The 21,002-nt window shown below is 67.7% G+C and carries 22 protein-coding genes; 8 read left to right on the forward strand and 14 right to left on the reverse strand.

The genetic code is table 11. From position 1 onward, the window contains the following. Positions 1–29: 29 nt before the first annotated feature. Positions 30–1,724, reverse strand: coding sequence for an acyl-CoA dehydrogenase family protein (locus NWF24_RS00460; protein ID WP_258352461.1), 1,695 nt, complete (start codon positions 1,722–1,724; stop codon positions 30–32). 101 nt (positions 1,725–1,825) lie between these two features. Here NWF24_RS00460 and NWF24_RS00465 point away from each other — a divergent pair, with 101 nt between their 5' ends. Beyond that, the gene (locus NWF24_RS00465; protein ID WP_258352462.1) at positions 1,826–2,725 is read left to right on the forward strand and encodes a LysR family transcriptional regulator; all 900 of its coding nucleotides are present in this window, start codon (positions 1,826–1,828) and stop codon (positions 2,723–2,725) included. Here NWF24_RS00465 and NWF24_RS00470 read toward each other — a convergent pair. The 4 genes from NWF24_RS00470 to NWF24_RS00485 form a co-directional block, all read right to left on the reverse strand. After that, entirely contained in the window at positions 2,716–3,750 is a 1,035-nt protein-coding gene (locus NWF24_RS00470; protein WP_258352463.1) for a serine/threonine protein kinase, read from the reverse strand. The genes NWF24_RS00465 and NWF24_RS00470 overlap by 10 nt on opposite strands. Positions 3,751–3,783: 33 nt before the next feature. After that, a complete protein-coding gene (locus NWF24_RS00475; protein WP_258352464.1) occupies positions 3,784–4,899 on the reverse strand; it encodes a DUF2855 family protein in 1,116 nt (371 codons plus the stop codon). 160 nt (positions 4,900–5,059) lie between these two features. Further along, on the reverse strand, positions 5,060–5,485 hold the full coding sequence (locus NWF24_RS00480) for an organic hydroperoxide resistance protein (RefSeq protein WP_093058675.1): 426 nt from the start codon (positions 5,483–5,485) through the stop codon (positions 5,060–5,062). 100 nt (positions 5,486–5,585) lie between these two features. Next, on the reverse strand, positions 5,586–6,041 hold the full coding sequence (locus NWF24_RS00485) for a MarR family winged helix-turn-helix transcriptional regulator (RefSeq protein ID WP_258352465.1): 456 nt from the start codon (positions 6,039–6,041) through the stop codon (positions 5,586–5,588). Between the two features lie 194 nt (positions 6,042–6,235). Here NWF24_RS00485 and NWF24_RS00490 point away from each other — a divergent pair, with 194 nt between their 5' ends. Beyond that, positions 6,236–7,288, forward strand: coding sequence for a MerR family transcriptional regulator (locus NWF24_RS00490; RefSeq protein WP_258352466.1), 1,053 nt, complete (start codon positions 6,236–6,238; stop codon positions 7,286–7,288). On the opposite strand, the gene NWF24_RS00495 is transcribed toward NWF24_RS00490, so the two are convergent. Both NWF24_RS00495 and NWF24_RS00500 read right to left on the reverse strand, forming a co-directional pair. Continuing rightward, positions 7,278–8,117: an ABC transporter permease gene (locus NWF24_RS00495; protein ID WP_258352467.1), complete on the reverse strand. Its 840-nt coding sequence runs from the start codon at positions 8,115–8,117 to the stop codon at positions 7,278–7,280. The two genes, NWF24_RS00490 and NWF24_RS00495, sit on opposite strands and share 11 nt — an antisense overlap. A 3-nt stretch (positions 8,118–8,120) precedes the next feature. Further along, on the reverse strand, positions 8,121–9,068 hold the full coding sequence (locus NWF24_RS00500; RefSeq protein ID WP_258352468.1) for an ATP-binding cassette domain-containing protein: 948 nt from the start codon (positions 9,066–9,068) through the stop codon (positions 8,121–8,123). A 126-nt stretch (positions 9,069–9,194) separates the two neighbouring features. On the opposite strand from NWF24_RS00500, the gene NWF24_RS00505 reads away from it, so the two are divergent. The 3 genes from NWF24_RS00505 to NWF24_RS00515 are packed head-to-tail and all read left to right on the forward strand — an operon-like array spanning position 9,195 to position 11,295. After that, positions 9,195–10,037 carry a hypothetical protein gene (locus NWF24_RS00505; RefSeq protein ID WP_258352469.1) on the forward strand — a complete coding sequence of 281 codons (843 nt, stop codon included), beginning with the start codon at positions 9,195–9,197 and terminating at the stop codon, positions 10,035–10,037. Then, positions 10,034–10,711, forward strand: a complete 678-nt coding sequence (locus tag NWF24_RS00510; protein ID WP_258352470.1) for a hypothetical protein — start codon at positions 10,034–10,036, stop codon at positions 10,709–10,711. Before NWF24_RS00505 ends, NWF24_RS00510 begins: the two co-directional genes overlap by 4 nt. Next, positions 10,708–11,295 carry a hypothetical protein gene (locus tag NWF24_RS00515; protein ID WP_258352471.1) on the forward strand — a complete coding sequence of 196 codons (588 nt, stop codon included), beginning with the start codon at positions 10,708–10,710 and terminating at the stop codon, positions 11,293–11,295. Before NWF24_RS00510 ends, NWF24_RS00515 begins: the two co-directional genes overlap by 4 nt. Here the strand turns inward: NWF24_RS00515 and NWF24_RS00520 are convergent. Further along, entirely contained in the window at positions 11,292–12,182 is an 891-nt protein-coding gene (locus NWF24_RS00520) for a LysR family transcriptional regulator (RefSeq protein WP_258352472.1), read from the reverse strand. The two genes, NWF24_RS00515 and NWF24_RS00520, sit on opposite strands and share 4 nt — an antisense overlap. Before the next feature lie 116 nt (positions 12,183–12,298). Between NWF24_RS00520 and NWF24_RS00525 the strand changes: the two genes are divergently transcribed. Beyond that, entirely contained in the window at positions 12,299–12,958 is a 660-nt protein-coding gene (locus tag NWF24_RS00525; RefSeq protein WP_258352473.1) for a glutathione S-transferase family protein, read from the forward strand. Further along, positions 12,955–13,947 (forward strand): pyridoxamine 5'-phosphate oxidase family protein, encoded by a 993-nt coding sequence (locus NWF24_RS00530; protein WP_258352474.1) that lies wholly within the window; start codon positions 12,955–12,957, stop codon positions 13,945–13,947. Before NWF24_RS00525 ends, NWF24_RS00530 begins: the two co-directional genes overlap by 4 nt. Here NWF24_RS00530 and NWF24_RS00535 read toward each other — a convergent pair. Beyond that, on the reverse strand, positions 13,905–15,050 hold the full coding sequence (locus NWF24_RS00535) for a cytochrome P450 (RefSeq protein ID WP_258355402.1): 1,146 nt from the start codon (positions 15,048–15,050) through the stop codon (positions 13,905–13,907). The genes NWF24_RS00530 and NWF24_RS00535 overlap by 43 nt on opposite strands. A gap of 115 nt (positions 15,051–15,165) precedes the next feature. Between NWF24_RS00535 and NWF24_RS00540 the strand changes: the two genes are divergently transcribed. Further along, positions 15,166–15,858, forward strand: coding sequence for an ArsR/SmtB family transcription factor (locus tag NWF24_RS00540; protein ID WP_093058685.1), 693 nt, complete (start codon positions 15,166–15,168; stop codon positions 15,856–15,858). 12 nt (positions 15,859–15,870) lie between these two features. Here NWF24_RS00540 and NWF24_RS00545 read toward each other — a convergent pair whose 3' ends face one another. The 5 genes from NWF24_RS00545 to NWF24_RS00565 form a co-directional block, all read right to left on the reverse strand. Continuing rightward, positions 15,871–16,878: a Bug family tripartite tricarboxylate transporter substrate binding protein gene (locus tag NWF24_RS00545; protein ID WP_258352475.1), complete on the reverse strand. Its 1,008-nt coding sequence runs from the start codon at positions 16,876–16,878 to the stop codon at positions 15,871–15,873. Between the two features lie 100 nt (positions 16,879–16,978). Further along, positions 16,979–17,989, reverse strand: coding sequence for a Bug family tripartite tricarboxylate transporter substrate binding protein (locus NWF24_RS00550; RefSeq protein WP_258352476.1), 1,011 nt, complete (start codon positions 17,987–17,989; stop codon positions 16,979–16,981). 125 nt (positions 17,990–18,114) lie between these two features. Further along, complete coding sequence (locus NWF24_RS00555) at positions 18,115–19,632, reverse strand: AMP nucleosidase (RefSeq protein WP_097197760.1); 1,518 nt, start codon at positions 19,630–19,632, stop codon at positions 18,115–18,117. 42 nt (positions 19,633–19,674) lie between these two features. After that, on the reverse strand, positions 19,675–20,223 hold the full coding sequence (locus NWF24_RS00560) for a TIGR00725 family protein (RefSeq protein WP_258352477.1): 549 nt from the start codon (positions 20,221–20,223) through the stop codon (positions 19,675–19,677). Further along, the gene (locus NWF24_RS00565; RefSeq protein ID WP_258352478.1) at positions 20,174–20,995 is read right to left on the reverse strand and encodes an ABC transporter permease; all 822 of its coding nucleotides are present in this window, start codon (positions 20,993–20,995) and stop codon (positions 20,174–20,176) included. Before NWF24_RS00565 ends, NWF24_RS00560 begins: the two co-directional genes overlap by 50 nt. Positions 20,996–21,002: the final 7 nt, after the last annotated feature.

Genomic DNA, 21,002 nt, shown 5'->3' on the forward strand with positions numbered 1-21,002 from the left:
GTCTCCGTTTTTGTATGAGGGAAAGAGGCTCAGGCCGGCACCGTCGTGGATTGAACGGTGGCGGCATTCCAGTCTGCGGGCATGGCATCGGGCGACAGCGGATCGCGCGGCAGCACGCGGTGCAGCAGCACCAGTTGCGCCCAGCGCATGCGCGGTGCGGAGCCGCCGTGTGCGGCCTCCCAGGCCATCGCGATGGCGCTGGTGCAGTGGTAGAGCGCCGAGGCGGCCTGTCGCGCGAGCACGTCGCCGCCTTCACGCGCGGCGGTCTCAGTCAGCGCGGCGGCGCGGTCGAGCGCATCGCGCAAGGCCTTCGCAAAGCCAGGAGCAAGCGCCGCATCGCCCAGCAGCTTCGCGCAGTGCGCGCGCAGCACCGGCAGCGAGCCTTCGCGCTTCACCGCGCGGATCACGTCGAGCGCCACGATGTTGCTCGTGCCTTCCCAGATCGAGCCCAGGTGCGCGTCGCGCACGAGGCGCGCGTCGCTCCATTCCTCGATGTAGCCGCAGCCGCCGCGCACTTCCATCGCGTCGCCCGTGACCTTGCGCGCATCGCGGCAGGCGCGGAACTTGATGAGCGGCGTGAGGATGCGCAGCAGTGCGTATGCATCGGGCTCGGCCGCGTCGGAACGGGCCAGCGCCAGCGCCGTCTGGCACACCATCGTGCGCGCCTGTTCGGCCGGCAGGCGCAGCTTGTCGAGCTGGCGCTGCATCAGCGGCATCTGGTCGAGCGTGCGGCCGAAGGCGCGGCGCTCCGATGCGATGAACTCGGCCTCGGCCACCGCGCGGCGCATCAGGCCGGCGGCGCGCACGCCGTTCGACAGGCGCGAGTTGTTGACCATGTCGGCCATCTGCACGAAGCCGCGGCCCGCTTCGCCCACAAGGTACGCGACCGCGCCTTCGAGGCGGATCTCGCCGCTGGCCATCGAGCGCGTGCCCAGCTTGTCCTTCAGCCGGATGATGCGGTAGTGGTTGGGGTTGCCATCTTCGAGCCGGCGCGGCAGCAGGAACAGCGACACGCCCTTCATGCCGGGCAGGCCGTCATCGGCACGCGCCAGCACCATCGCGAAGTCGGCGTCGGGGTTGGAGCAGAACCACTTGTCGCCCGTGAGGCGCCAGCTGCCGTCGGCTTCCTGGTGCGCCATCGTGGCAGTGGCGGCAATGTCTGAGCCGGCCGCCTGCTCGGTCATGAACATCGCGCCTTGCGCCAGTTCGTCGAAGTCGAGCGAGCTCAGGCGCGGCAGGTATTTGGCGACCAGCTCCGGGTTGCCGAACTTCTTCAGCGTACGTGTGAGCGAATCGGTCATCGACACCGGGCAGCACAGGCCGAACTCGGCCTGCACGAACAGGTAGGTCAGCACGTACTTGACCAGCGGCGGCATCTTGCCCTTCCAGCCCAGCGTGTCGTCGCGATGCGAAATGGCGGCCAGGCCGAATTCGCTGAGCGCCAGGCGTTCCATTTCGACGTAGGCGGGGTGCTTCACCACCTTCTGCTCGTCGAGGCCGGTGCGCGTGCGCTGCTTCAGCACGGGCGGGTTGCGGTCGGCGGTGCCGGCCAGCTCGTCGAGCAGGCCGCCCGCGAGGCCGCCCAGGCGCTCGAAGTGCGGCTGCATGTGGCGGCGCAGGTCTTCGGGCAGGTAGAGCGCGAGCAGGGCGTGCAGCTCGGCGTCGGTGGTGAACAGGTTCTGGCCGTGGCGATCGGGGATCGGATGGGCGTGCTCTGAGGACATGCGCTTTGTCTCCATGGTTTCCTTGGTTTGGCGCATTGTTGAAGTCGCGACGATCCGTGTCTAATATCGATTTGGTCTTGTTCGATTCGATCTGACTATCCATGGAATTGCGGCACCTGCGCTACTTCTCCGTGCTCGCCGAAGAACTGCACTTCGGGCGAGCGGCGCGGCGCCTGTCGATCTCGCAGCCGCCGCTGTCGGTGGCGATCCGGCAGCTGGAAGACAACGTGGGCGCGCGGCTGTTCGAGCGCAACAGCAAGGAGGTGCGGCTCACGCCCGCCGGCGAGGCGCTGCGCATCTCGGCGCGGCGCGTGCTGCTGCAGGCGGAAGAAGCCGCCATCGAGGCGCGCGACGTGGCGCTGGGTTCGGCCGGGCGGCTGCGCATCGGCTTCGTGGGCGCGATGCTGTACCGGGGCCTGCCGCAGGCGCTGCGCGCCTTTCAGGCGAAGCATCCGGCGGTGCGCATCACGCTGAGCGAGCTCAACTCCGGCGTGCAGATCGCCGAGTTGCTGAACGACCGGCTGGACATCGGCTTTGCGCACACGCGTCGCGTGCCGCTCGAACTGCAGTACCGGCTGCTGCTGTCCGAACCCTTCGTGGCCTGTCTGCCGGCGGGGCATGCGCTGGCGCGCAAGCGGGTGCTGGCGCCGGCCGACCTGCGCGACCAGCCCTTCGTGCTGTTCTCGCGCGAGGCCTCACCCGACTACCACGAGCGCATCCTGTCGATCTGTGCCGACGCGGGCTTTCTGCCCGAGGTGCGGCACGAGGTGCGCCATTGGCTGGCCGTGGTCTCGCTGGTGTCGCAGGGCATGGGCGTGGCGCTGGTGCCGCAGGCGATGCGGCATTCGGCCTTGCGCGGCGCGGTGTTCAGGCCGCTCGACCGGGTGGTGGCGCAGTCGGAGGCCTATGGCATCTGGCGCAACGGACCGGCCAATGTGCTGGTCGAGCGTCTGCTGCAGGGCATGGCGGACAGCATTGCCGCCGAGCAGGCTCAGGCGTAGAGGGGCTCCTCAGCCATCTGCTCGCACTGGTCTTCCAGCACGAGGATCTGCCCCTTCCAGTAGTCGCTGGAGCCGAACCACGGAAAGTTGATCGGGAAGATCGGGTCTTCCCAGCGCCGCGCCAGCCAGGCGCTGTAGTGGATGAGCCGCAGCGTGCGCAGCGGCTCGATCAGCGCCAGCTCGCGGCGGTCGAACTCGCGGAACTGCTCGTAGCCGTCGAGCAGGCCCGACAGCTGCGACGTGCGCTGCGCGCGGTCACCCGACAGCAGCATCCACAGGTCTTGCACCGCGAAGCCAGTGCGCGCGTCGTCGAGGTCGACGAAGTGCGGGCCGCCGCCGGGGCGGTCGGTGGGCGTCCAGAGGATATTGCCGGGGTGCACGTCGCCATGCAGGCGCAGCTTGCGGGGCTTGAAGTCGGAGGCCGGCGGCTGCAGCGCGAGGGCGGTCGCGCGGACCATGTCCAGTGCCTCGTTGCAGGTCTTTTCCCAGTCGCGCTGCATGTCGAGCGGGATCTTGTCGTTCTCCAGCAGCCAGTCGCGCGAGTCGAGGCCGAAGGTCTGCAGGTCGAGCGCGGGGCGGGCCTCGAAAGGCTTTGCGCTGCCCACGGTGTGGATGCGCGCCAGAAAGCGGCCCACCCATTCGAGCACCTCGAAGTTGTCGAGCTCGGGCGCGCGGCCGCCGCGGTAGGGGCTCACGCTGAAGGCGAAGCCGGCGTGGTGGTGCAGCGTCTTGCCGTCGAAGGCCAGTGGCGGCACGGCCGGCACTTCGCCGGCGGCCAGTTCGAGCGAGAAGCCGTGCTCTTCGAGGATCTCGGCTTCGCTCCAGCGGCCGGGGCGGTAGAACTTGACCACCACGGCACTGCGATCCTCCAGGTAGACCTGGTAGACCCGGTTTTCATAGGAGTTCAGGCCTGTGAGCCGGCCGTCGCCGTACAAGCCGAGCGTCGCGAGCGCGTCGAGCACCACGTCTGGCGTGAGGCTCTCGTAAGGATGTGTGTTCGCGGGCGCCGCGGAAGAAAGGGTCATGCGGCGATTGTCGCCACACGGCGCCCCGCGGGCTCACGCGCTCGCAGGTTGTTTGTAAAGAGAAAGGATATGGCCCGTGCGCGGGTCGCCCTTGCCCGCGAGCACCTGCGCGTAGGCGGCTTGCACCGCCTCGCCGCCATCGTGGTGTTCGGCGTGCAGCCAGGGGGCCTTTGCATCGGTGACGGTGGCCAGGAAGTTGTGCCAGGCCGCGACCATGCGGCGCCCGAACTCCTCGGCGCCCCATTCGGTGGTGCGCTTCTTGATCTGTGCCGGTGCGAAGAACAGCGTGGCGCGCGGGCCCGACAGGTCCTTGCCCGCGCCCTTGGTCGCAAGCTGCTCGACGTGCGTGCCGCCGATGGAGCTGCTGTACGCGAGGTTCGCGAAGCGCTCGTGGATGGCATTGCGCAGCGCGCCATTGCCGGCGAAGTCGACGTACACGCAGGGCGTGTCGGCCGCGATGGTGTCGAGTGCGTCGTAGGTCACCACGCGGTCGTAGCAGCCGAGGCTTTCGCAGAAGGCCACGTTGGCGGGCGAGGTCAGGCCGATCACCTCGATGCCTTCGCGCTGGTGCAGCTGGAAGGCAGTGCCGTAGGCCGTCTTGCTCGATGCGCTCGACAGCAGCATGGTCTTTGCGCCGAAGAAATCGTTGTCGGCCATGAAGTCGTCGATCAGCCACGAGGTGATGAACAGCGGGCGCAGCAGGGCCTGGGTGTCTTCGGTGTCGGCCGTGTAGAGCGGGTCGCTCGTGCAGCGGAAGTACTGGTTGTAGACCGCAGGCAGTTCCGCGCGGTGCGGCGCCACGTCGGTGAAGCGCTCGGGCGAGAGCCGTCCGGGGCTCAGCACCGTGGCCGAGGCCATCGGCCAGTAGCCGTAGAGCCGCTCGCCCACCGCCACGCCCGGGTGCAGCGACTGCACCACGCTCGCAAAGCCCCACACGGGGATGCTGCCCCAGCCTTCTTCGCCGCTCGGGAAGAACTGCCAGTAGCTCATCGCGTCGCCGAAGGCGGCATACGTGATGTTGTTGGAGGTGAGTGCAAAGCTGTCGATGCGCACGCGCACCTGGCCGTCGGCGAGCGCTTCGTCGGTGGCGGTGTGCAGGCGCGTGGTGGCGAGCTGGTCTTTGCGGATGAGGAAGCTGGTGGTGCTCATGAGCGGGGCTCCTGGCAGTTGGTGTCCAGCTACGTTAGCCAAGCTTGATGAAAGGCGCTATCTCGCGGCGGGTTTTGGCGTCACCCGTGAGACATCGGCGGGCATGAAAAAAGCGGCCCGGCTTGTGGCCGGACCGCTTGTTCGCGCGTGCAACGAGCTTTTAGGCGATCGTCAGTTCGACGTCGATGTTGCCGCGGGTCGCGTTCGAGTAGGGGCAAACCTGGTGAGCGGTGTCGACCAGCTTCTGCTTGGCATCTGCATCCAGGCCGGGCAGCGTGATCGCCAGCTTCACGGCGATGCCGTAAGCAGCGCCGCCGTTCGTCGGGCCAAGGGAAACGCTGGAGTCGATGGCGACGTCTTCAGGCACCTTCACGCCGATCTTCGGGCCGACGGCCTTCATCGCGCCGATGAAGCAGGCGGCATAGCCGACCGCGAACAGTTGCTCGGGGTTGGTGCCGGGCTTGCCGGAACCGGGCGAGCTCAGCTTGACGTCGATGGCGCCGTCGCTGGACTTGCCTGCGCCGTCGCGGCCGCCGACGGTGTGGGCTTCTGCGGTGTAGAGAACTTTGTCGAGCTTGGTGGTCATGGTGATTCCTTTGGTGATGATGAAACGGAGGGAGGGTGGTGAAAGGCTTCGTTCTCTCTTGATGGGATCGACCGAAGCGGGAGAAAAATGTTGCGCTGCGTCAGGCTGCCTTCTTGATGCGGTCGCGCAGGGTCTGGATCTGCTGGGTGAGTGAAATCAGTTCTGGCACCGAGCACTGGGCTGCGGCCATCAGGCAGGCCGGCACGTTGGATGCGCGGCTTTTGAGCCTGCGGCCGGCAGACGTCAGCGTGATGTGCACGCGGCGTTCGTCGGCCACGTCACGCACGCGGGCCACGTAGCCGTTGGCTTCGAGGCGCTTGAGCAGCGGCGTGAGCGTGCCCGAGTCGAGCGAGAGACGTTCACCGAGCTCGGAGACCATGAGGCCGTCTTGTTCCCAGAGGGCGAGCATCACGAGGTATTGGGGGTAGGTGAGCTGCAGCTTTTCCAGCACCGGCTTGTAGAGCCGCGTCATGGCCAGGGAGGCGGAGTACACGGCGAAACACAGCTGGTTGTCCAGCTTGAGCATTTCGTCGGCGGGGACTGGGGTGGAGCGCATGGGCTGAATTGTAGCGAGCAATTAGATTGTGTGCAACTTAATTTGCAAGCGGTGGTTTCGGCAGAGGCTACAGTCTGCCGGGAACGGGCATTCTGAACCTGCAAGGCCAGTGAATCCAACTTTCATGTCCGCCTGTTGACCCGGCCCCTGGGGCAGCCCTTAAAAAGGGAAGAACGTCGAAAAAGGTTCTCTTCATGCAATCCACCGCTCGCTCTTTCAGTCCATCCGAAGCCGCGAGGCGACTCGGTGTTTCGGCCAAGGCCCTGCGGCTCTATGAGCAGCGCGGGTTGGTGGAGCCTGGTCGTACCGCGGCGGGGTGGCGGGCGTATGGCCAGAAGGAGATGTCCCGGGCCGCCGAGATCGTCGCGCTTCGCGCGCTCGGCTTCAGCCTTGCGCAGGTGGAGCGGGCGCTGGAAGGTAACTCCCAAGGCCTTGAGCAAACATTGGCGGCGCACCAGATGGCGTTGGAAGCGCAGCTTCGCCAGCTTGCTCGCACGGTCGACAAGGTCCGTGGCGTGCGAAGCGAACTCGCGCAAGGCCGGACGCCGAGCATCGGCGAACTCACAGGCCTGCTGGCACCTGCTGCAGAGGTCCGCGTCGCATTCGAACTGCCGTGGCCATGGGGCGGGGAGCTCTTCGAGCTTCGCGACATGCGCTCCCTGAACTACATCATCGGTCCGCTAGGCAGCGGCAAGACCCAGCTGGCGCATTGCCTCGCCAAGGTGCTGCCCAACGCCACCATGCTGGGTCTGGAGAGGCTTGAAGATGACGAGGTGGCAGCGGCAAAGTCGCGGCTGGATGCCGCTCCCCTGCTGAAGTCCCGCGTCGACGAAGCCCTGACCTGGCTCACGGAAGATGGCGCCACGCCATCGGATGCCTTGACCGCATTGCTCGCCGGCCTGGAGGCCGATGGGCCGGATGCGCTGGTCATCGACATGATCGAGCAAGGCCTCGACCGCGCAACCCAGGAGGCATTGATTGCCTGGCTGCGCCGCCGCGGGCCCGGCGCGCGACCCCTCTTCATGCTCACTCGCTCCTGCGCCATCCTCGATCTGTCGGCAGTCGGACCGGACGAAACCATCATCCTCTGCCCCGCCAACCACAGCCCGCCGACCCAGGTGGCGCCCTATCCCGGCGCGCCCGGCTACGAGGCGGTTGCCACTTGCCTGGCTTCGCCCGAAGTGCGGGCCCGGACTGCGGGAGTCATGCAGCTGCAGGTGGTGAAGAGACCCAGCCTCACCCCTTGAACCGCTTGCGCGTCAACGCCAGCGCAATCCAGAATGCCACCACCGCATACACCGCCAGCACCGCCGCATGCAGCCACCAGTCGGCTGGCCACTGGTCCATGAACAGCGGCCGCACCAGCGCCACCGCATTCGTCAGCGGCAGCCAAGCCGCCACGGCCTTGACGGCGGAGGGCAGTTGCTCGAGCGGAAAGAAAACGCCGCTCAGGAACATCATCGGTGTCATGAACAGCGTGAAGTAGTACGTGAAGAAGTCATAGCCCTTCGCCAGCGCATTGAAGATCAGCGCGATCGACGAAAAAGTGATGCCCGCTCCGATCAGCACCATCCACGCAACGATGAGCTTCGGGCTGTGGCTGATGCCCAGCCCGAGCATCACGAACAGGATCGCCGTCACGGTGAAGATCGACTTGAACGCCGCCCACAGCATCTCGGCCATCACGATGTCGTCGAGCCCGACGGGCGCGTTCATGATGCCGTCCCAGGTCTTCTGCACGTGCATGCGCGAGAACGCCGAGTACAGCGCCTCGAAACTCGCCGCGTTCATCGCGCTCATGCAGATCGATCCGCTCGCCAGGAACAGGATGTACGGCACCTTCACGCCGTCGACCGACACCTGTCCCACCAGCGCGCCCATGCCGTAGCCGAAGGCCACGAGCCAGATCAGCGGCTCGGCGATGTTGCCGATCAGGCTGGGAATGGCGAGCTTGCGCCACACCAGCAGGTTGCGCAAAAAAACGGGCCACCAGCGCAGCGAGATTTCGGGGGCGCGCCATACGGAAGGTGAAGGAGGTGCGGCCGTTGCAGTCGTTGTTGTCGTCATCGTGTTCATGGTCTAGCCGTCCTCGCGAATCTGGCGGCCGGTAAGCTTGAGGAAGAGGTCCTCCAGATTGGCCGGCCGATGAAAGGTGCGCAGGCCGCTGTGCTGCGTCAGCGCATCCAGCAGCCGCCGCGCGTCCTGCGTGTAGAAGAACACCGTCTCGCCGCTGACTTCCACGCGCGCCGCCATCGCCTTCAGCTCGGGCGATTCCGCCAGCGACAGCGCGCCGTTGCCATACACCTCGACCACGTCGGGCTCCAGGTGCTCGGCGATCAGATCGCGCGGGCGACCTTCGGCGATCTTGCGGCCGTGGTCGAGCACCAGCAGGCGCGAGCACAGGCGCTCGGCCTCGTCCATGAAGTGGGTGGTCAGCAAGATCGACTTGCCCTGCTGCAGCAGAACCTGCAGCCGTTCCCACATCAGGTGCCGCGCCTGCGGGTCGAGCCCGGTGGTCGGTTCGTCGAGCAGCAGCAGCTTCGGGTCATTGACCAGCGCACGCGCCAGCGACAGCCGCCGCCGCATGCCGCCCGAGAGCTCGCCCGGCTTCGCATCGGCCTTGTGCGACAGCGCCGCGAACTCCAGCAGCTGCGGCACGCGTGCGCGCACATGCGCCTTGCTGAAGCCGAAGTAGCGGCCGTACACCACGAGGTTCTCGGCGCAGCTGAAATCCGGGTCGAGCGTGTCGAACTGCGTGACCACGCCAAGCTGTGCCTTGATGGCCAGCGCGTCGCGCGGCATCTGCAGCCCCAGTGCGGAGATATCGCCGCCGTCGGGTGCTGTGAGGCCCAGGCACATGCGGATGGTGGTGGTCTTGCCTGCACCGTTCGGGCCGATCACACCCAGGCACTCGCCGGGCGCGATCTCGAACGACAGGTCGTCGACGACCGTGGTGTGGCCATAGCGCTTGTGCAGATGGCTGGCGTGGAACAGAGGGGGTGAAGCGGAAGAGGTGATGGACGGCACGCAACCATTCTGACGCAGTCACCTGAAAATCACGGGCGCTCCAAGCCCTCGATAACCCGAGTCGAACCGCGCCCCGGCGGCCTCACAATCGACGCCCAATTGCATTGCGCGGTGGGAGGCCCAAGGATGCTGCGTTTCTGGTTGGCGCTGTCGGTCGTGCTGCTGCTCGGCGCCTGCGCACCTTTTCATCGGCCCCTGGCGGCTGCGGACCGCAACAAGGTCCAGGAAGTCGATGTACGCGTCGTCGTCGCGCAGGAGAGCTTCATGTTCTCCGCGCAGCCCCCCGGCGTGAGCGCAGCCACGGGCGGCGGGCTGATCGGCGCACTGATCGACTCGTCGGTGCAGCAAACGCGCCAGAAGGAGATGAGCGCCGAGGTGCAGGCCATCGTCGGCCCGCTGCTCGACTACGACTACCGCGTGGAGGCGGGCAAGGCGCTGACCACGCTGCTTGCCGAGCCGAGCTCGTTCCCGCTGAAGATCCGTTCCTCGCAGGTGCTCGCGGCCATGCCGCTGAAGGCCGAGCAGGAAGCCCGCATCGCCGCCACGAAAACCGGTCCCGCCTACATGGTGCTGCTGTTGCAGTACGCGCTTGAGCCCGGCCTGGGTGCCTTCACCACGCGCACCTCGGCCCTGCTCTGGCAGGACGGCCGCAGCGAGCCGAGCTACCGCGCCTCGGCCATCTTCCAGACGCCCATCGGCGGCACCGCGCGCGCCGCCGTGCTGCGAAGGCTCACCGCGAACGACGGGCAGGTGCTGCGCGGCGTGATGCGCGAGTCGATGGCACAGACCCTGCATGCGGTCGCACTCGACATTGCCGGCGCCCGTTCAGGTGGCGTTAAGACTGCGCGCTTTAATGTCAACGGTTCGTGGGTGACTCTGGCCGGCCAGAGCTTCGACGAGCAACCGGGCCGCGTGCTGTTCCGCGACCAGGACGGCGCTATGTATTCGGTCAGGAACACCGCCCCATGAGGTCACGCCAAGGACTTGCCATCGCCACGACACTGGCTGCGCTCTGCACCATGCCCACTTTCTCGCATGCCGTCACCGAGAGCGAGCCGCTCTCCATGGTTTTCGAGCCGGCACCCGAGCCGGCCGAGCGCCCCAACAGCGTGCCGGTCGCGTCGCTGCGGCTCGCGCGCGGCTGCACGCTGTACCTGCCGTCGATCGAGGACGCGCGCAGCAACAAGGCCAATGCCGGCAACCTCACCGTGATGTTGCCGACGGTGCATGCCACGCCCCGGTCCGTGCAGTCGCTGCGCAGCGGCGACGCCACCGGATGGACGCGCGGCGCGCTGCAGTCGACGAGCCGCTACGGGTTCCAGACGGTGCTGGGCACACCGCCCGCGCGCGCCGGTGCCAGGCAGGTGACTGCGGACGTGGCCCTGCGCCTGGCCCACGCGTGGTCGGTCGATCTGAACCTGGTCTCGCACGTCGTGCTCAAGGTGAACTACCGCCTGCCCGGCGGCGAGACAGTCTTGCGCCAGTACCACGGCATGGGCACGCGCACCAACTGGGCCAGCGCCAACGGCGAGTTCATGTCGGTGCTGAATCTCGGCCTCGAAGAGGCGGTGCACAGCATGGCGAGCGATGCCGCCGCGCTCTGCGATGGCCTGCCCTTGCCTGCGCCGGTGGTCGTGCCATGAAGAGCAGGCTGGAACTTCACCTGACCTGCGGTGTGCCGCACGAATCGCAGATTCCGTTATTCGTCGAGGTGTGCGAACAGATCGGGCTGCGGCCGCTGCTGATCGACCATCACCACGACAACAGCGGCAAGCGAAACCAGCAGCTCTCGGCTACCGCCTGGTTGCGCGCCGATCTCGAAGAAGCCAAGGCCGAAGCGATGGCACTGGCGCAATGGCTGGCGCGGGCGGGCATGGCAGTGCTGGGCGTGAAGGTCGATGCGCCCGTGCAGGACGCCGAGCAGCTCGACTGCGCCGGCCAGTATTTCGAGTGGCGCGGCAAGCTGCGTCAGCAGCAGTGCGACATGTCTGCGCTGCAGCAGCTGTGCGAGGCGCACGGCGCGCAGCTGTCTCGAGACAGCCTCCGTGAGGAAGCCTGCACATGCTTCGTGACGCTGCGCAGCTGCGAATCCCTGGAGGAATTCACATCGCGCGTATCGGCCGTGACCGGACAGCTCGAGCGCGACGGCTGGCCGGTGCTGAAGCAGGATTCGGAAATCTGCCTGCTCGACAGCCGCGAGTTGCCCCGCAACTGCAACTGCACCTAGAGCCTGAGCCCGCTGAACTCCATCTTCATCCATTCGATGAACGCCCGCGTGCGCGCGGGCAGCAGCCGCGCATTGGGATAGATCACGCTTACCGGCCGAGGCGGCGGCTCGAAGTCTTCGAGCACCAGCTTCAGCCGACCCTGCGCCACGTGCGGCATCACCTGGTACGAGAAGAAGGTGCCGAAGCCCATGCCCGCTGCGCACGACTCGATGGCCGGCGCGAGGTGGTTGAACTCCAGGCGGTTGTTCGGCGTCACGCTGATCGTCTTGCCGCCTTCGTGGAACAGCCACTGCGCCGGTGCGTCGACGCGGCCTCGCACGCAGGGCGCGCCGTTCAGGTCGCGCGGATGCGTTGGCGTGCCGTGCCGCGCCAGGTAGTCGGGGCTCACGGCCACCACGCGGCGGATGGTGCCCAGCGTTTGCGCCACCAGTGACGAATCTTCCAGCGGGCTGATGCGGATGCCGACGTCGATGCCCTCTTCGAGAAGACTCACGGTGCGGTCGTACAGCCGCACGCTGCAGCGCACCTTCTCGTAGCGCTGCATGAAGCGCACGATGGCGGGCGCCACGTACATGTGGCCGAAGAGCACCGGCGCGGTGATGGTGAGCTGGCCCGCCGGTTCACGCGCCTCGGCCTTCAGCGCAAGGTCGGCGGCGTCGGCCGCGAGCAGCACCTCGCGTGCGCTCGACAGGTAGTGGCGACCTTCCTCGGTGAGCGAAAGGCGACGCGTGGTGCGGTGGAACAGGCGCACGCCCAAGTGCGCTTCCAGCGCGGCGAGCGAGCGCACCACCGCGGGCAGCGAGGTGCCGAGCGCCTCGGCGGCGCGGGTCAGGCTGCCCTGGTCGGCAATCTGCACGAAGGTCTGCATGGCCTTGAAACGATCCATCGGACGATTAAACCGGAAAACGCAGCAGTCAAATACAGAAAAGGCTATTCATTCATTCAATGCAAGAGAGAAGAATCCGGACATCGCACCAGCAATTGAAGAAAAGGAACGCCTCCATGAACGCTGCAGCCGCCAATCGCCCCGCCCAGCCCATCAAGCTCTACGGCACCACGCTCTCTGGCCACGTGCATCGCGTGCGGCTGTTCCTCGCGATGCTCGGCCTGCCCTTCGAGAGCATCGAAATCGACATGCGCAAGCGCGACAACCGCGCGCCGGAGTTCCTGGCGCGCAACCCATTCGGCCAGGTGCCGGTGATCGAGGACGGCGACCTCACGCTGGCCGACTCCAACGCCATCCTGGTCTACCTCAACGAGCGCTATGCGCCCGACCCCGCGCGCTGGATGCCGCGCGACGCTGTCGGTGCGGCGCGTGTGCAGCGCTGGTTCTCGGTGGCGGCGGGGCCGCTGGCGTACGGCCCGGCGGCTGCGCGGATCATGGCGCTGTTCGGCCACACCACCGACCCGACGGAAACCGTCAAGCGCTCGCATGCGCTGCTCTCGGTGATGGAGATGCATCTGCAGAAGCAGCCCTTTCTCGCCGGCCCTGCCGCCACGCTGGCCGACATCGCGAACTACGCCTATGTGGCGCATGCGCCCGAAGGCAGTGTGGCGCTCGATGCCTACCCGAACGTGCGCGGCTGGCTCGAGCGCGTGGAAGCCTTGCCGGGCTTCGTACCAATGGTGCGCACGCCCATCGGGCTGGCGGCGGTCGCATGATCGCCGCGCCGTTCCACGCGGGCGAGCGGGCGTTGCAGGCCCTGGCGGGTTCGCGCGAGCAGATGGAGGTGGCTGGGCCTCGCGTCATTCGCGACTACATGCCTGACCAGCACCGCGAGTTCTTCGGGCTGCTGCCGTTCCTCGTGGTCGGCAGTCTCGACGCGGATATGCAGCCATGGGCCAGCGTGCTCGCGGCGCCCGCTGGCTTCGTGCATTCGCCAGATGCCACGCATCTGCGCGTCGACGCGCTGCCCGCCGCAGGCGATCCGCTCGCCGGCCAGTTGAAGCAGGGCGCCACGCTGGGCCTGCTCGGCATCCAGCCGCACACGCGTCGGCGCAACCGCATGAACGGAACGGTCGAGGCGCTCGATGACGCGGGCTTCATGGTTGCGGTGCAGCAGAGCTTCGGCAATTGCCCGCGCTACATCCAGGCGCGCGAACCGGTGTTCGTTGCGCCGCGTGCCGATGCGCCGCCGCAGGCGCAATGGCTCGACAAGCTCGACCTGGCGGCGCACCGTCTTATCGGCAGTGCCGACACGCTGTTCATCGCCACCGCTTATCCGAACGAGGCGGCGGCGGGTGACGAGGCCGATGCGAGTTCGCACGGCGTCGATGTGTCGCACCGCGGCGGTCGCCCGGGCTTCGTGCGCATCGACGGTGATGACGTGCTCACCGTGCCGGACTTCAACGGCAACCGCTTCTTCAACACGCTCGGCAACCTGGCGGCGCATCCGCGCGCGGGGCTGCTGTTCGTCGACTTCGACAGCGGCGATCTGCTGCATGTGGCAGTCACGGCCGAGATCATTTGGGATGGGCCTGAGGTTGCCGAGTTCGAAGGCGCGGAGCGGCTGATGCGCTTCCATGTCACGCATGCGCTGCGCCGTCCGGGAGTATTGCCGCTGCGATGGGGCGATGCGCAACTGTCGCCCCACCTGGCGGGCACGGGTCAGTGGAACACAGGGATGCGCCCGTTGACCGACGGCCGGTAGCTCCAGCCGCGCAGGTGTTGCGCATCGAGGTCGGGCGCGCGGCGCAGCAGGGCATCGAGGCTGGCCGCCGCCAGCGTGCACGCCAAGGCCTGGCCGGGACATGCATGCATGCCGTGGCCGAAGCCGAGCATGCGGCGCCTTGCGCGCACGGGCATGAAGCTGTCGGGATCGGGGTTGAACGCAGGATCGCGATTTGCCGAGGCCAGCAGCACCAGCACCGCATCGCCTGCGGCCAGCGGCGTGCCGGCGATGGTGACGGCTTCGGCGGCAAAGCGCCGCGTGTTGTGCACCGATGGGTCATGCCGCGCGGTTTCTTCGACGATGGCCTGCAGGCCATCGCGTGTACGAGTCGACACGCGCAGCGAAGGCTCGCGCATCAGCGCTATCAGGCTGTTGCCGACCAGGCCCGCCGTGGCATCGCAGGTCTGCGACAGCAGGCCGGCGACGTTTGCCAGCAGCGAGCGCGACAGCGTTGCATCGCCCGCACTTTCGGCGAGCACGGCCGCGAGCAGCGTGCCGTGCCGTGGCGGCTCGCCTGCCACCAGAACTTCAAAGCGCGTCATCAACTCGCCCGCGGCGGCGCTCGCACGCTGCAACTGCTCGGGCGTGGACAACGGCGACAGGCAGGCCACGAAGTCGCGCATCCACCGGTCCACCTGCGGCAGCGCGTCGTCGGCAAAACCGAGCAGGTGTGCCACGGCCTGCACAGGCATCGAGAACAGCGTGTCGGACAGAGGTTGCTGCTGCGGCACACGCAGCGCCACCTGCAGGGCCGCCGCATGCACCGCGTTCAGGTCGAGTCCGGCCAGTGCTCGTTGCAGAGTGGGCCGATGCGCCTGATGTGCCACGCCGTCGTTCATGCGCACCAGATGGCCGAACACTTCGCCGGCCGCGCTGCCCACGATGGCGCGCGGCACCGGCTCGGCGGGCGGCCGCACGCGCAACGCGCCGTGCGCGAGCAGCACCTCTTCGACTACGTCAGCGCGGCTCGCGATCCAGAGGCGCAGCTTCTCGTTCCACGCGAGCGGCGGCCCGTCGCGCAGTGCGGCGTAGTACGGATAGGGATCGGCATGCGTGACGGCAGCGACCGGGTCGGCGGGCATGTCGGCGAGGGTGGCACTGTGGCTTGAGTTCATGGCCGCAGTGTGCGATCGAAGCCGCCGCCACACTTCGTCCGCGAACGAAGTGTCGGATGCTCCGCCGTCTTACGATGAGCGCATGGACACCACCGCTTCATCCGCCGATTTCCAACTGGCCCGCCTGGCCGGCGCCATCGCCGAACCGGCGCGCGCCCGCATGCTGAGTTGCCTGATGGACGGCCACGCGCGCACTGCCACCGAGCTCGCCACCGTCGCCGAGGTGGCCGCCTCGACCGCCAGCGCGCACCTCGCGCGCCTGAAGGACGAACGGCTGGTCGACCTGCTGGTGCAAGGCAAGCACCGCTACTTTCGCCTCGCCAACGACGACGTCGCCGCCGCGCTCGAAAGCCTGATGGTGGTGGCCGGCGCGCCGCGCACGCCCGAGTTCAAGCCGAACACGCCGAGCCGCCTGCGCAGCGCGCGCACCTGCTACGACCACATGGCGGGCACGGCCGGCGTCGCGCTGCACGACCGGCTGCATGCGCAGGGCTGGCTCAGTGGCCTGCAGAGCGGCTCGTACGAACTCACGTCCGAAGGCGCGATCGCGCTGGAGAGCCTGGGCGTCGAGGTCGATGCGGTGCGCCGCTCGCGCCGCCGGTTCGCCTGTGCCTGCCTCGACTGGAGCGAGCGCCGCCCGCACCTGGGTGGCGCGCTGGGCGCCGCATGGTTGCAGCTGTCGCTGCGCCGCGGATGGGTGCGGCAGGAGCTCGATGGGCGGGCGCTCACGCTCACGCCGAAGGCGCAGCGCGAAATGCCGGAACTCTTCGCGTGAAGTGCCGAAGGATCAGGCCTTCAGCTTGAGCAGGTAGATCAGCGGCCCGGCCATTGCCGTATCGAGATCGAGGAAGCTCTCGAAGTCCTTGCCCGCCATCCAGTACGCGTCCCAGTTGTTGCGCTTGATGGTCTTTTGCCAGACATCGGCCATGGTGGCGCGGCGCACGGCTTCGAGCAGCACGGCCTTGCGCTCGGCCGGCACCTTCTTGCCGGTGAGCACGCCGCGCCAGTTGGCGAGGTCGGCGTCCACGCCCTGTTCGCGCACCGATGGAATGCCCTGGAACGGGCGCTTGGCCGAAACCCCGATGGCGCGCAGCTTGCCGCTGGCCAGGTGATCGCTGAATTCGCTGTAGCCCGAGATGCCGGCGGCTGCCTTGCCCGTTTCGAGCGCCTCGACCACCTGTGCGCCGCCGGGGTGCGGCAGGTAGACCAGCGCCCCCGCGTTGCCGGCCACGCGGGCCAGCATGCCGGCATACATGTGGTCCACGCCGCCGGCCGAGCCGCCGGCGATGACCGTCTTTGCAGCATCCGCGCGCAGTTGCGCGATCAGGTCCTTGGGAGTCTTGATGGGCGAATCGGCCTTTACCGCCACCACTTCGTAGTCGCTGGTGAGCCGTGCCACCGGCGCGACCTGCGCCATCGTGACTGCGGGCTTCTGCAGCGCCACAGCGCCGACCATGACCATGCCGCTCATCAACAGGGTGTCGGGGTCGGCATCGTATTTCTCGACGTACTTCGCCAGGCCGATGGTGCCGCCCTTGCCGCCGATGTTCTCGTAGCTGATGTCGCCCACCGCGCCCGAGGCGATCATCGCGGCGCCGAGCGCGCGGCCGGTCTGGTCCCAGCCGCCGCCTTCGTTGGCGGGAATGACGATGCGCAGCTTGGTAGCGAGCTGCGGTTCGGCCGCGCTGGCCATCGTGGGCCATAGCGCTGCGGGCATTGCGCCCGCGGCAGCTGTCGATGCGATCCATGCCGCAAGGCTGCGGCGAGAGAGGCCGGTCGGCACGAAATGCGACATTTTGTTTCCAGTTCCCTGTAAAAGTAACCGGATGATGTCCGAAAAACGTGTCAATCCCTTGCCTTTGCGGCCTAGGGAAAACCCGCGGGAACGAGCGCTCTCAGGCTTTCAGCTTGAGCAGATAGATCAGCGGGCCGGCCATTGCGGTGTCGGTTTCGAGGAAATTCTCGAAGTCCTTGCCCTCCATCCAGAAGGGGTCCCAGTTGTTCTGTTTGATGGCTTTTTGCCACACATCGGTGGCGGTGGCACGCCGCACCACCGTCAGCAGCGCCGCCTTGCGGTACGGCGGCACCTTGCGGCCGGTGAGCACGCCGCGCCAGTTGGCAAGGTCGGCTTCCACGCCCTGCTCGCGCACCGAGGCGATGCCCTGGAATGGCCGCTTCGACGACACGCCGATGGCGCGCAGCTTGCCGCTGGCCAGGCCCTCGCTGAATTCGCTGTAGCCGGAGATGCCGGCCGCGGCCTTGCCGGTTGCCAGCGCCTCGACCACTTCCGCGCCGCCGGGGTGCGCCTGGTAGACCAGCGACTGCGAAGCGTCGGCCACGCGCGCCAGCATGCCGGCGTACATGTGATCCACGCCTCCAGCGGAGCCGCCCGCGATGACGGTGTTGGCCGCATCGGCGCGCAGCTGAGCGATCAGGTCCTTCGGCGTCTTGATGGGCGAATCGGCCTTCACCGCCACCACTTCGTAGTCGCTGGTGAGGCGGGCGATCGGCGCCATGTTGGCCATCGTGACGGCGGGCTTCTGCAGCGCGACCGCGCCGACCATGACCATGCCGCTCATCAGCAGGGTGTCGGGGTCGGCATCGTATTTCTCGACGTACTTCGCCAGGCCGATGGTTCCGCCCTTGCCGCCGATGTTCTCGTACACCACGCTACCGACCGCGCCTGACGCCAGCATCGCGGCGCCGAGCGCGCGCCCGGTCTGGTCCCAGCCGCCGCCTTCGTTGGCGGGAATCACGATGCGCAGCTTGCTGCTCACAGGTGCATCGGCGGCGTGGGCAGCGCGAGGCCACAGTGCGGCATGTCCCCCGCCTGCTGCTGCGGCCGAGGCCGCGATCCATGCAGAGAAGCTGCGGCGGGAGAGGGGAACGGAACGCGACTGGGTCATCTTCTTTCCGGTTGCTGTGGGGTAAACCGGATGATGTCCGCGAAACGGCGCAATCCCGCGCGGTGGCGGGCAGGACAAACCCTGAGGGCCCGACCTCTGCCGGGGCCCTCCAGAAGCCCTTCTTCTTACTGGAACGCCACCTCGGCAAAGCTGCGCAGCTTGCGGCTGTGCAGCCGCGTCGAGCCCTCTTCGCGCAGGATCTCGATGGCCCGCATGCCGATGCGCAGGTGCTGCTCCACGCGCTCGCGGTAGAAGTGGTTGGCCATGCCGGGCAGCTTGATCTCGCCGTGCAGCGGCTTGTCGCTCACGCACAGCAGGGTGCCGTAGGGCACGCGAAAGCGGAAGCCGTTGGCCGCGATGGTCGCGCTTTCCATGTCGAGTGCCACGGCGCGGCTCTGGCTGAAGCGGCGCTGCGGCTGGTTGCCGGGCAGCAACTCCCAGTTGCGGTTGTCGGTGCTGGCCACGGTGCCTGTGCGCATGATCTTCTTCAGGTCGGGGCCCTCGTAGCGAGTGACATCGGCCACGGCCTTCTCCAACGCGAGCTGGATTTCCGACAGCGCCGGAATCGGCACCCACAGCGGCAGTTCTTCGTCGAGCACGTGGTCTTCGCGCACGTAGGCGTGGGCCAGCACGTAGTCGCCGAGCTGCTGCGTGTTGCGCAGGCCGGCGCAGTGGCCCAGCATCATCCACGCATGCGGGCGCAGCACGGCGACGTGGTCGGTGATGGTCTTGGCATTGGCCGGGCCGACGCCGATGTTGACCATGGTGGTGCCGCTGCAGTCTTCGCGCACGAGGTGGTAGGCCGGCATCTGCGGCAGGCGCGGCGGCGCGGTGCCCTGGCTGCCGTCGAGCAGGTGGCCGTAGGTGGCGCTCGAACCTGCGGCAAGCCCGCGCCGGCGCGTGACCACGTTGCCGGGCTCGATGAAGGCGACGTACTCACTGTTCTCGTCGGCCATGGCCTCGTGGCCCAGGCGCACGAACTCGTCGATGTAGAACTGGTAGTTGGTGAACAGCACGAAGTTCTGGAACCACTCGGGCGCGGTGCCGGAGTAGTGGCGCAGGCGGTGCAGCGAGTAGTCCACCCGCGCGGCCGTGAAGAGCGACAGCGGCTGCGCCTCGCCGTCGCGCGCCTCGTAGGTGCCGTTGGCGATGCCGTCGTCCATCACGCCCAGGTCGGGCAGGTCGAACACGTCGCGCATGAGGGCGCGGCGATCGGCGCTCATGGTGCCTTCGATGTGGTCGTTCTCGGCAAAGGAGAAGTGGATGGGAATGGGCTGCGTGCTGGTGCCCACCTCGAGCTCGACCTGATGGTTTTCGAGCAGCAGGCGGAACTGGTCGAGGTAATAGCGCGAGAACAGGTCGGGCCGCGTCAGCGTGGTCTCGTAGCGGCCCGGGCCGGCCACGAAGCCGTAGCTCAGGCCGGCGTTGGCCGGCGGCGTGTGGCGCGAGACGGTGTGCGTGTGCACCCGCACGAAGGGGTAGCAGGCCCGCACCCGGCCCGGCAGTGCCTCGCCGGCAACGAAGCGCAGCATCGATTCACGCAGATGGGCGAGGCCGCCCTGGTAGATGGCCTTGACCTGTTCGAGTGCAGCGGCGGCATCGGTGAAGCGGGCGGGAGCGACAAAGGTGGGCATGTAGGGCATGCCGTCATTGTGCAATGCGCCCGTCGCGTCAGCCCGGGGCAGTCAGGCCAACAGGCAGGCGAGCACTTTCGTGAGCATGTCTTCTACGTCCGTGGCCTGCACCGCGCCGGGCAGCGCCACGTCGCCATGCATCACGAACACCGGCTTGCCCCATTTGAGCCCCAGCGCCATTTCAGACAGCGTGCCCATGTTGCCGCCGATGGCGACCAGGCACACGCCGCTGCGCGCGACGATGCCGTTGCGCATCTCGCCCATGCCGGTGGGAATGGCCACGCTGAGCCATTCGTTGGCGTTGCGGTCGTCGTCCTCGGGCAGGATGCCCACGACGACACCGCCGGCCTCCGCGGCCCCGCGCGATGCCGCGGCCATCACGCCGCCGCGCCCGCCGCAGACCACGGACATGCCCGCGCCGGCCAGCGCATGTGCCACCGCGTGGGCGGCTTCGCATTCGGCCGGGCCGCCGTCGCCCGGGCCGATGATGGCCACCGGCTGGCGGTAGCGCTCGGGCCCCCGCTGCTTTTGCGCGAGGCGCACCAGCGCCTCAGTGACCGGCGCCGACAGCACCACGCTCGCGCCTTCGCGTAAAGACATCGCCTACTCCCATCACGATCACACACACCACCATCAGTACCAGCGACAAGGCCGCCGCCACCGCGAAATCGGAACCGCCATCGCCCACCTGCGCGAGCAGCATCAGCGGCAGGATGTTCAGCTGCGTGCCCACCAGCGCCAGCGCCGTGCCGTAGGTGCCCATCGCGATCGCGGCCACCATGCAGGCATTCGACAAGACCGAGGGCATCACCTCGGGCGCCACCGTGTCCCAGAAGGCGCGCGCTTTCGAAGCACCCAGCGTGCGCGCCGCCTGCGCCGGGCGCATGTCGAGGTTGGCGAACACCGGGTACAGCGACAGCGCCACGCGCGGAATCAGGTAGTAGGCATAGGCAAAGCCCAGGCCCGACACGCTGTAGATCCAGCTGCCGATGGCGGCCGGGTCACCGCCCAGGCCCGCGAGCAGTTGCGTCACGAAGCCCGCGCGGCCGAAGGCCAGGATGAAGCCGTAGGCAATCACCAGTCCCGAGAAGGCCAGCGGCAGGCCCAGCAGGGTCATCATCCATTGGCGCCGGCCTTCGGGCTGGCGCGCCAGTTCGATGGCGATGCAGGTGCCCACCAGCGCCGAGATTGCGCCCGCCGCGAGGCCGAGGCCCAGCGTGTTGCGCAGCGCACCCAGGAACAGCGGGTTGCCGAACAGCCGCCCGAAAGCGCTGCCGCCATCACCGAATGCCTCTGGCAGCAGCGCCGCGAGCGGCACCGCGAAGAAGAGCGCCATGAAGGCCCATGCGGGCCAGGCGCCAAAGCGTCGCATCACGGCC

It is taken from the genome of Variovorax paradoxus, from assembly GCF_024734665.1.
In the GTDB taxonomy this organism is placed as follows: domain Bacteria; phylum Pseudomonadota; class Gammaproteobacteria; order Burkholderiales; family Burkholderiaceae_C; genus Variovorax.

What these genes read in the sequence shown, in the direction of transcription:
- NWF24_RS00460 (WP_258352461.1), bottom strand. Translation starts at nt 1,724, where the DNA reads ATGTCCTCAGAGCACGCCCATCCGATCCCCGATCGCCACGGCCAGAAC.
- NWF24_RS00465 (WP_258352462.1), top strand. Translation starts at nt 1,826, where the DNA reads ATGGAATTGCGGCACCTGCGCTACTTCTCCGTGCTCGCCGAAGAACTG.
- NWF24_RS00470 (WP_258352463.1), bottom strand. Translation starts at nt 3,750, where the DNA reads ATGACCCTTTCTTCCGCGGCGCCCGCGAACACACATCCTTACGAGAGC.
- NWF24_RS00475 (WP_258352464.1), bottom strand. Translation starts at nt 4,899, where the DNA reads ATGAGCACCACCAGCTTCCTCATCCGCAAAGACCAGCTCGCCACCACG.
- NWF24_RS00480 (WP_093058675.1), bottom strand. Translation starts at nt 5,485, where the DNA reads ATGACCACCAAGCTCGACAAAGTTCTCTACACCGCAGAAGCCCACACC.
- NWF24_RS00485 (WP_258352465.1), bottom strand. Translation starts at nt 6,041, where the DNA reads ATGCGCTCCACCCCAGTCCCCGCCGACGAAATGCTCAAGCTGGACAAC.
- NWF24_RS00490 (WP_258352466.1), top strand. Translation starts at nt 6,236, where the DNA reads ATGCAATCCACCGCTCGCTCTTTCAGTCCATCCGAAGCCGCGAGGCGA.
- NWF24_RS00495 (WP_258352467.1), bottom strand. Translation starts at nt 8,117, where the DNA reads ATGAACACGATGACGACAACAACGACTGCAACGGCCGCACCTCCTTCA.
- NWF24_RS00505 (WP_258352469.1), top strand. Translation starts at nt 9,195, where the DNA reads ATGCTGCGTTTCTGGTTGGCGCTGTCGGTCGTGCTGCTGCTCGGCGCC.
- NWF24_RS00510 (WP_258352470.1), top strand. Translation starts at nt 10,034, where the DNA reads ATGAGGTCACGCCAAGGACTTGCCATCGCCACGACACTGGCTGCGCTC.
- NWF24_RS00515 (WP_258352471.1), top strand. Translation starts at nt 10,708, where the DNA reads ATGAAGAGCAGGCTGGAACTTCACCTGACCTGCGGTGTGCCGCACGAA.
- NWF24_RS00520 (WP_258352472.1), bottom strand. Translation starts at nt 12,182, where the DNA reads ATGGATCGTTTCAAGGCCATGCAGACCTTCGTGCAGATTGCCGACCAG.
- NWF24_RS00525 (WP_258352473.1), top strand. Translation starts at nt 12,299, where the DNA reads ATGAACGCTGCAGCCGCCAATCGCCCCGCCCAGCCCATCAAGCTCTAC.
- NWF24_RS00530 (WP_258352474.1), top strand. Translation starts at nt 12,955, where the DNA reads ATGATCGCCGCGCCGTTCCACGCGGGCGAGCGGGCGTTGCAGGCCCTG.
- NWF24_RS00535 (WP_258355402.1), bottom strand. Translation starts at nt 15,050, where the DNA reads ATGCCCGCCGACCCGGTCGCTGCCGTCACGCATGCCGATCCCTATCCG.
- NWF24_RS00540 (WP_093058685.1), top strand. Translation starts at nt 15,166, where the DNA reads ATGGACACCACCGCTTCATCCGCCGATTTCCAACTGGCCCGCCTGGCC.
- NWF24_RS00545 (WP_258352475.1), bottom strand. Translation starts at nt 16,878, where the DNA reads ATGTCGCATTTCGTGCCGACCGGCCTCTCTCGCCGCAGCCTTGCGGCA.
- NWF24_RS00550 (WP_258352476.1), bottom strand. Translation starts at nt 17,989, where the DNA reads ATGACCCAGTCGCGTTCCGTTCCCCTCTCCCGCCGCAGCTTCTCTGCA.
- NWF24_RS00555 (WP_097197760.1), bottom strand. Translation starts at nt 19,632, where the DNA reads ATGCCCTACATGCCCACCTTTGTCGCTCCCGCCCGCTTCACCGATGCC.
- NWF24_RS00560 (WP_258352477.1), bottom strand. Translation starts at nt 20,223, where the DNA reads ATGTCTTTACGCGAAGGCGCGAGCGTGGTGCTGTCGGCGCCGGTCACT.
- NWF24_RS00565 (WP_258352478.1), bottom strand. Translation starts at nt 20,995, where the DNA reads ATGCGACGCTTTGGCGCCTGGCCCGCATGGGCCTTCATGGCGCTCTTC.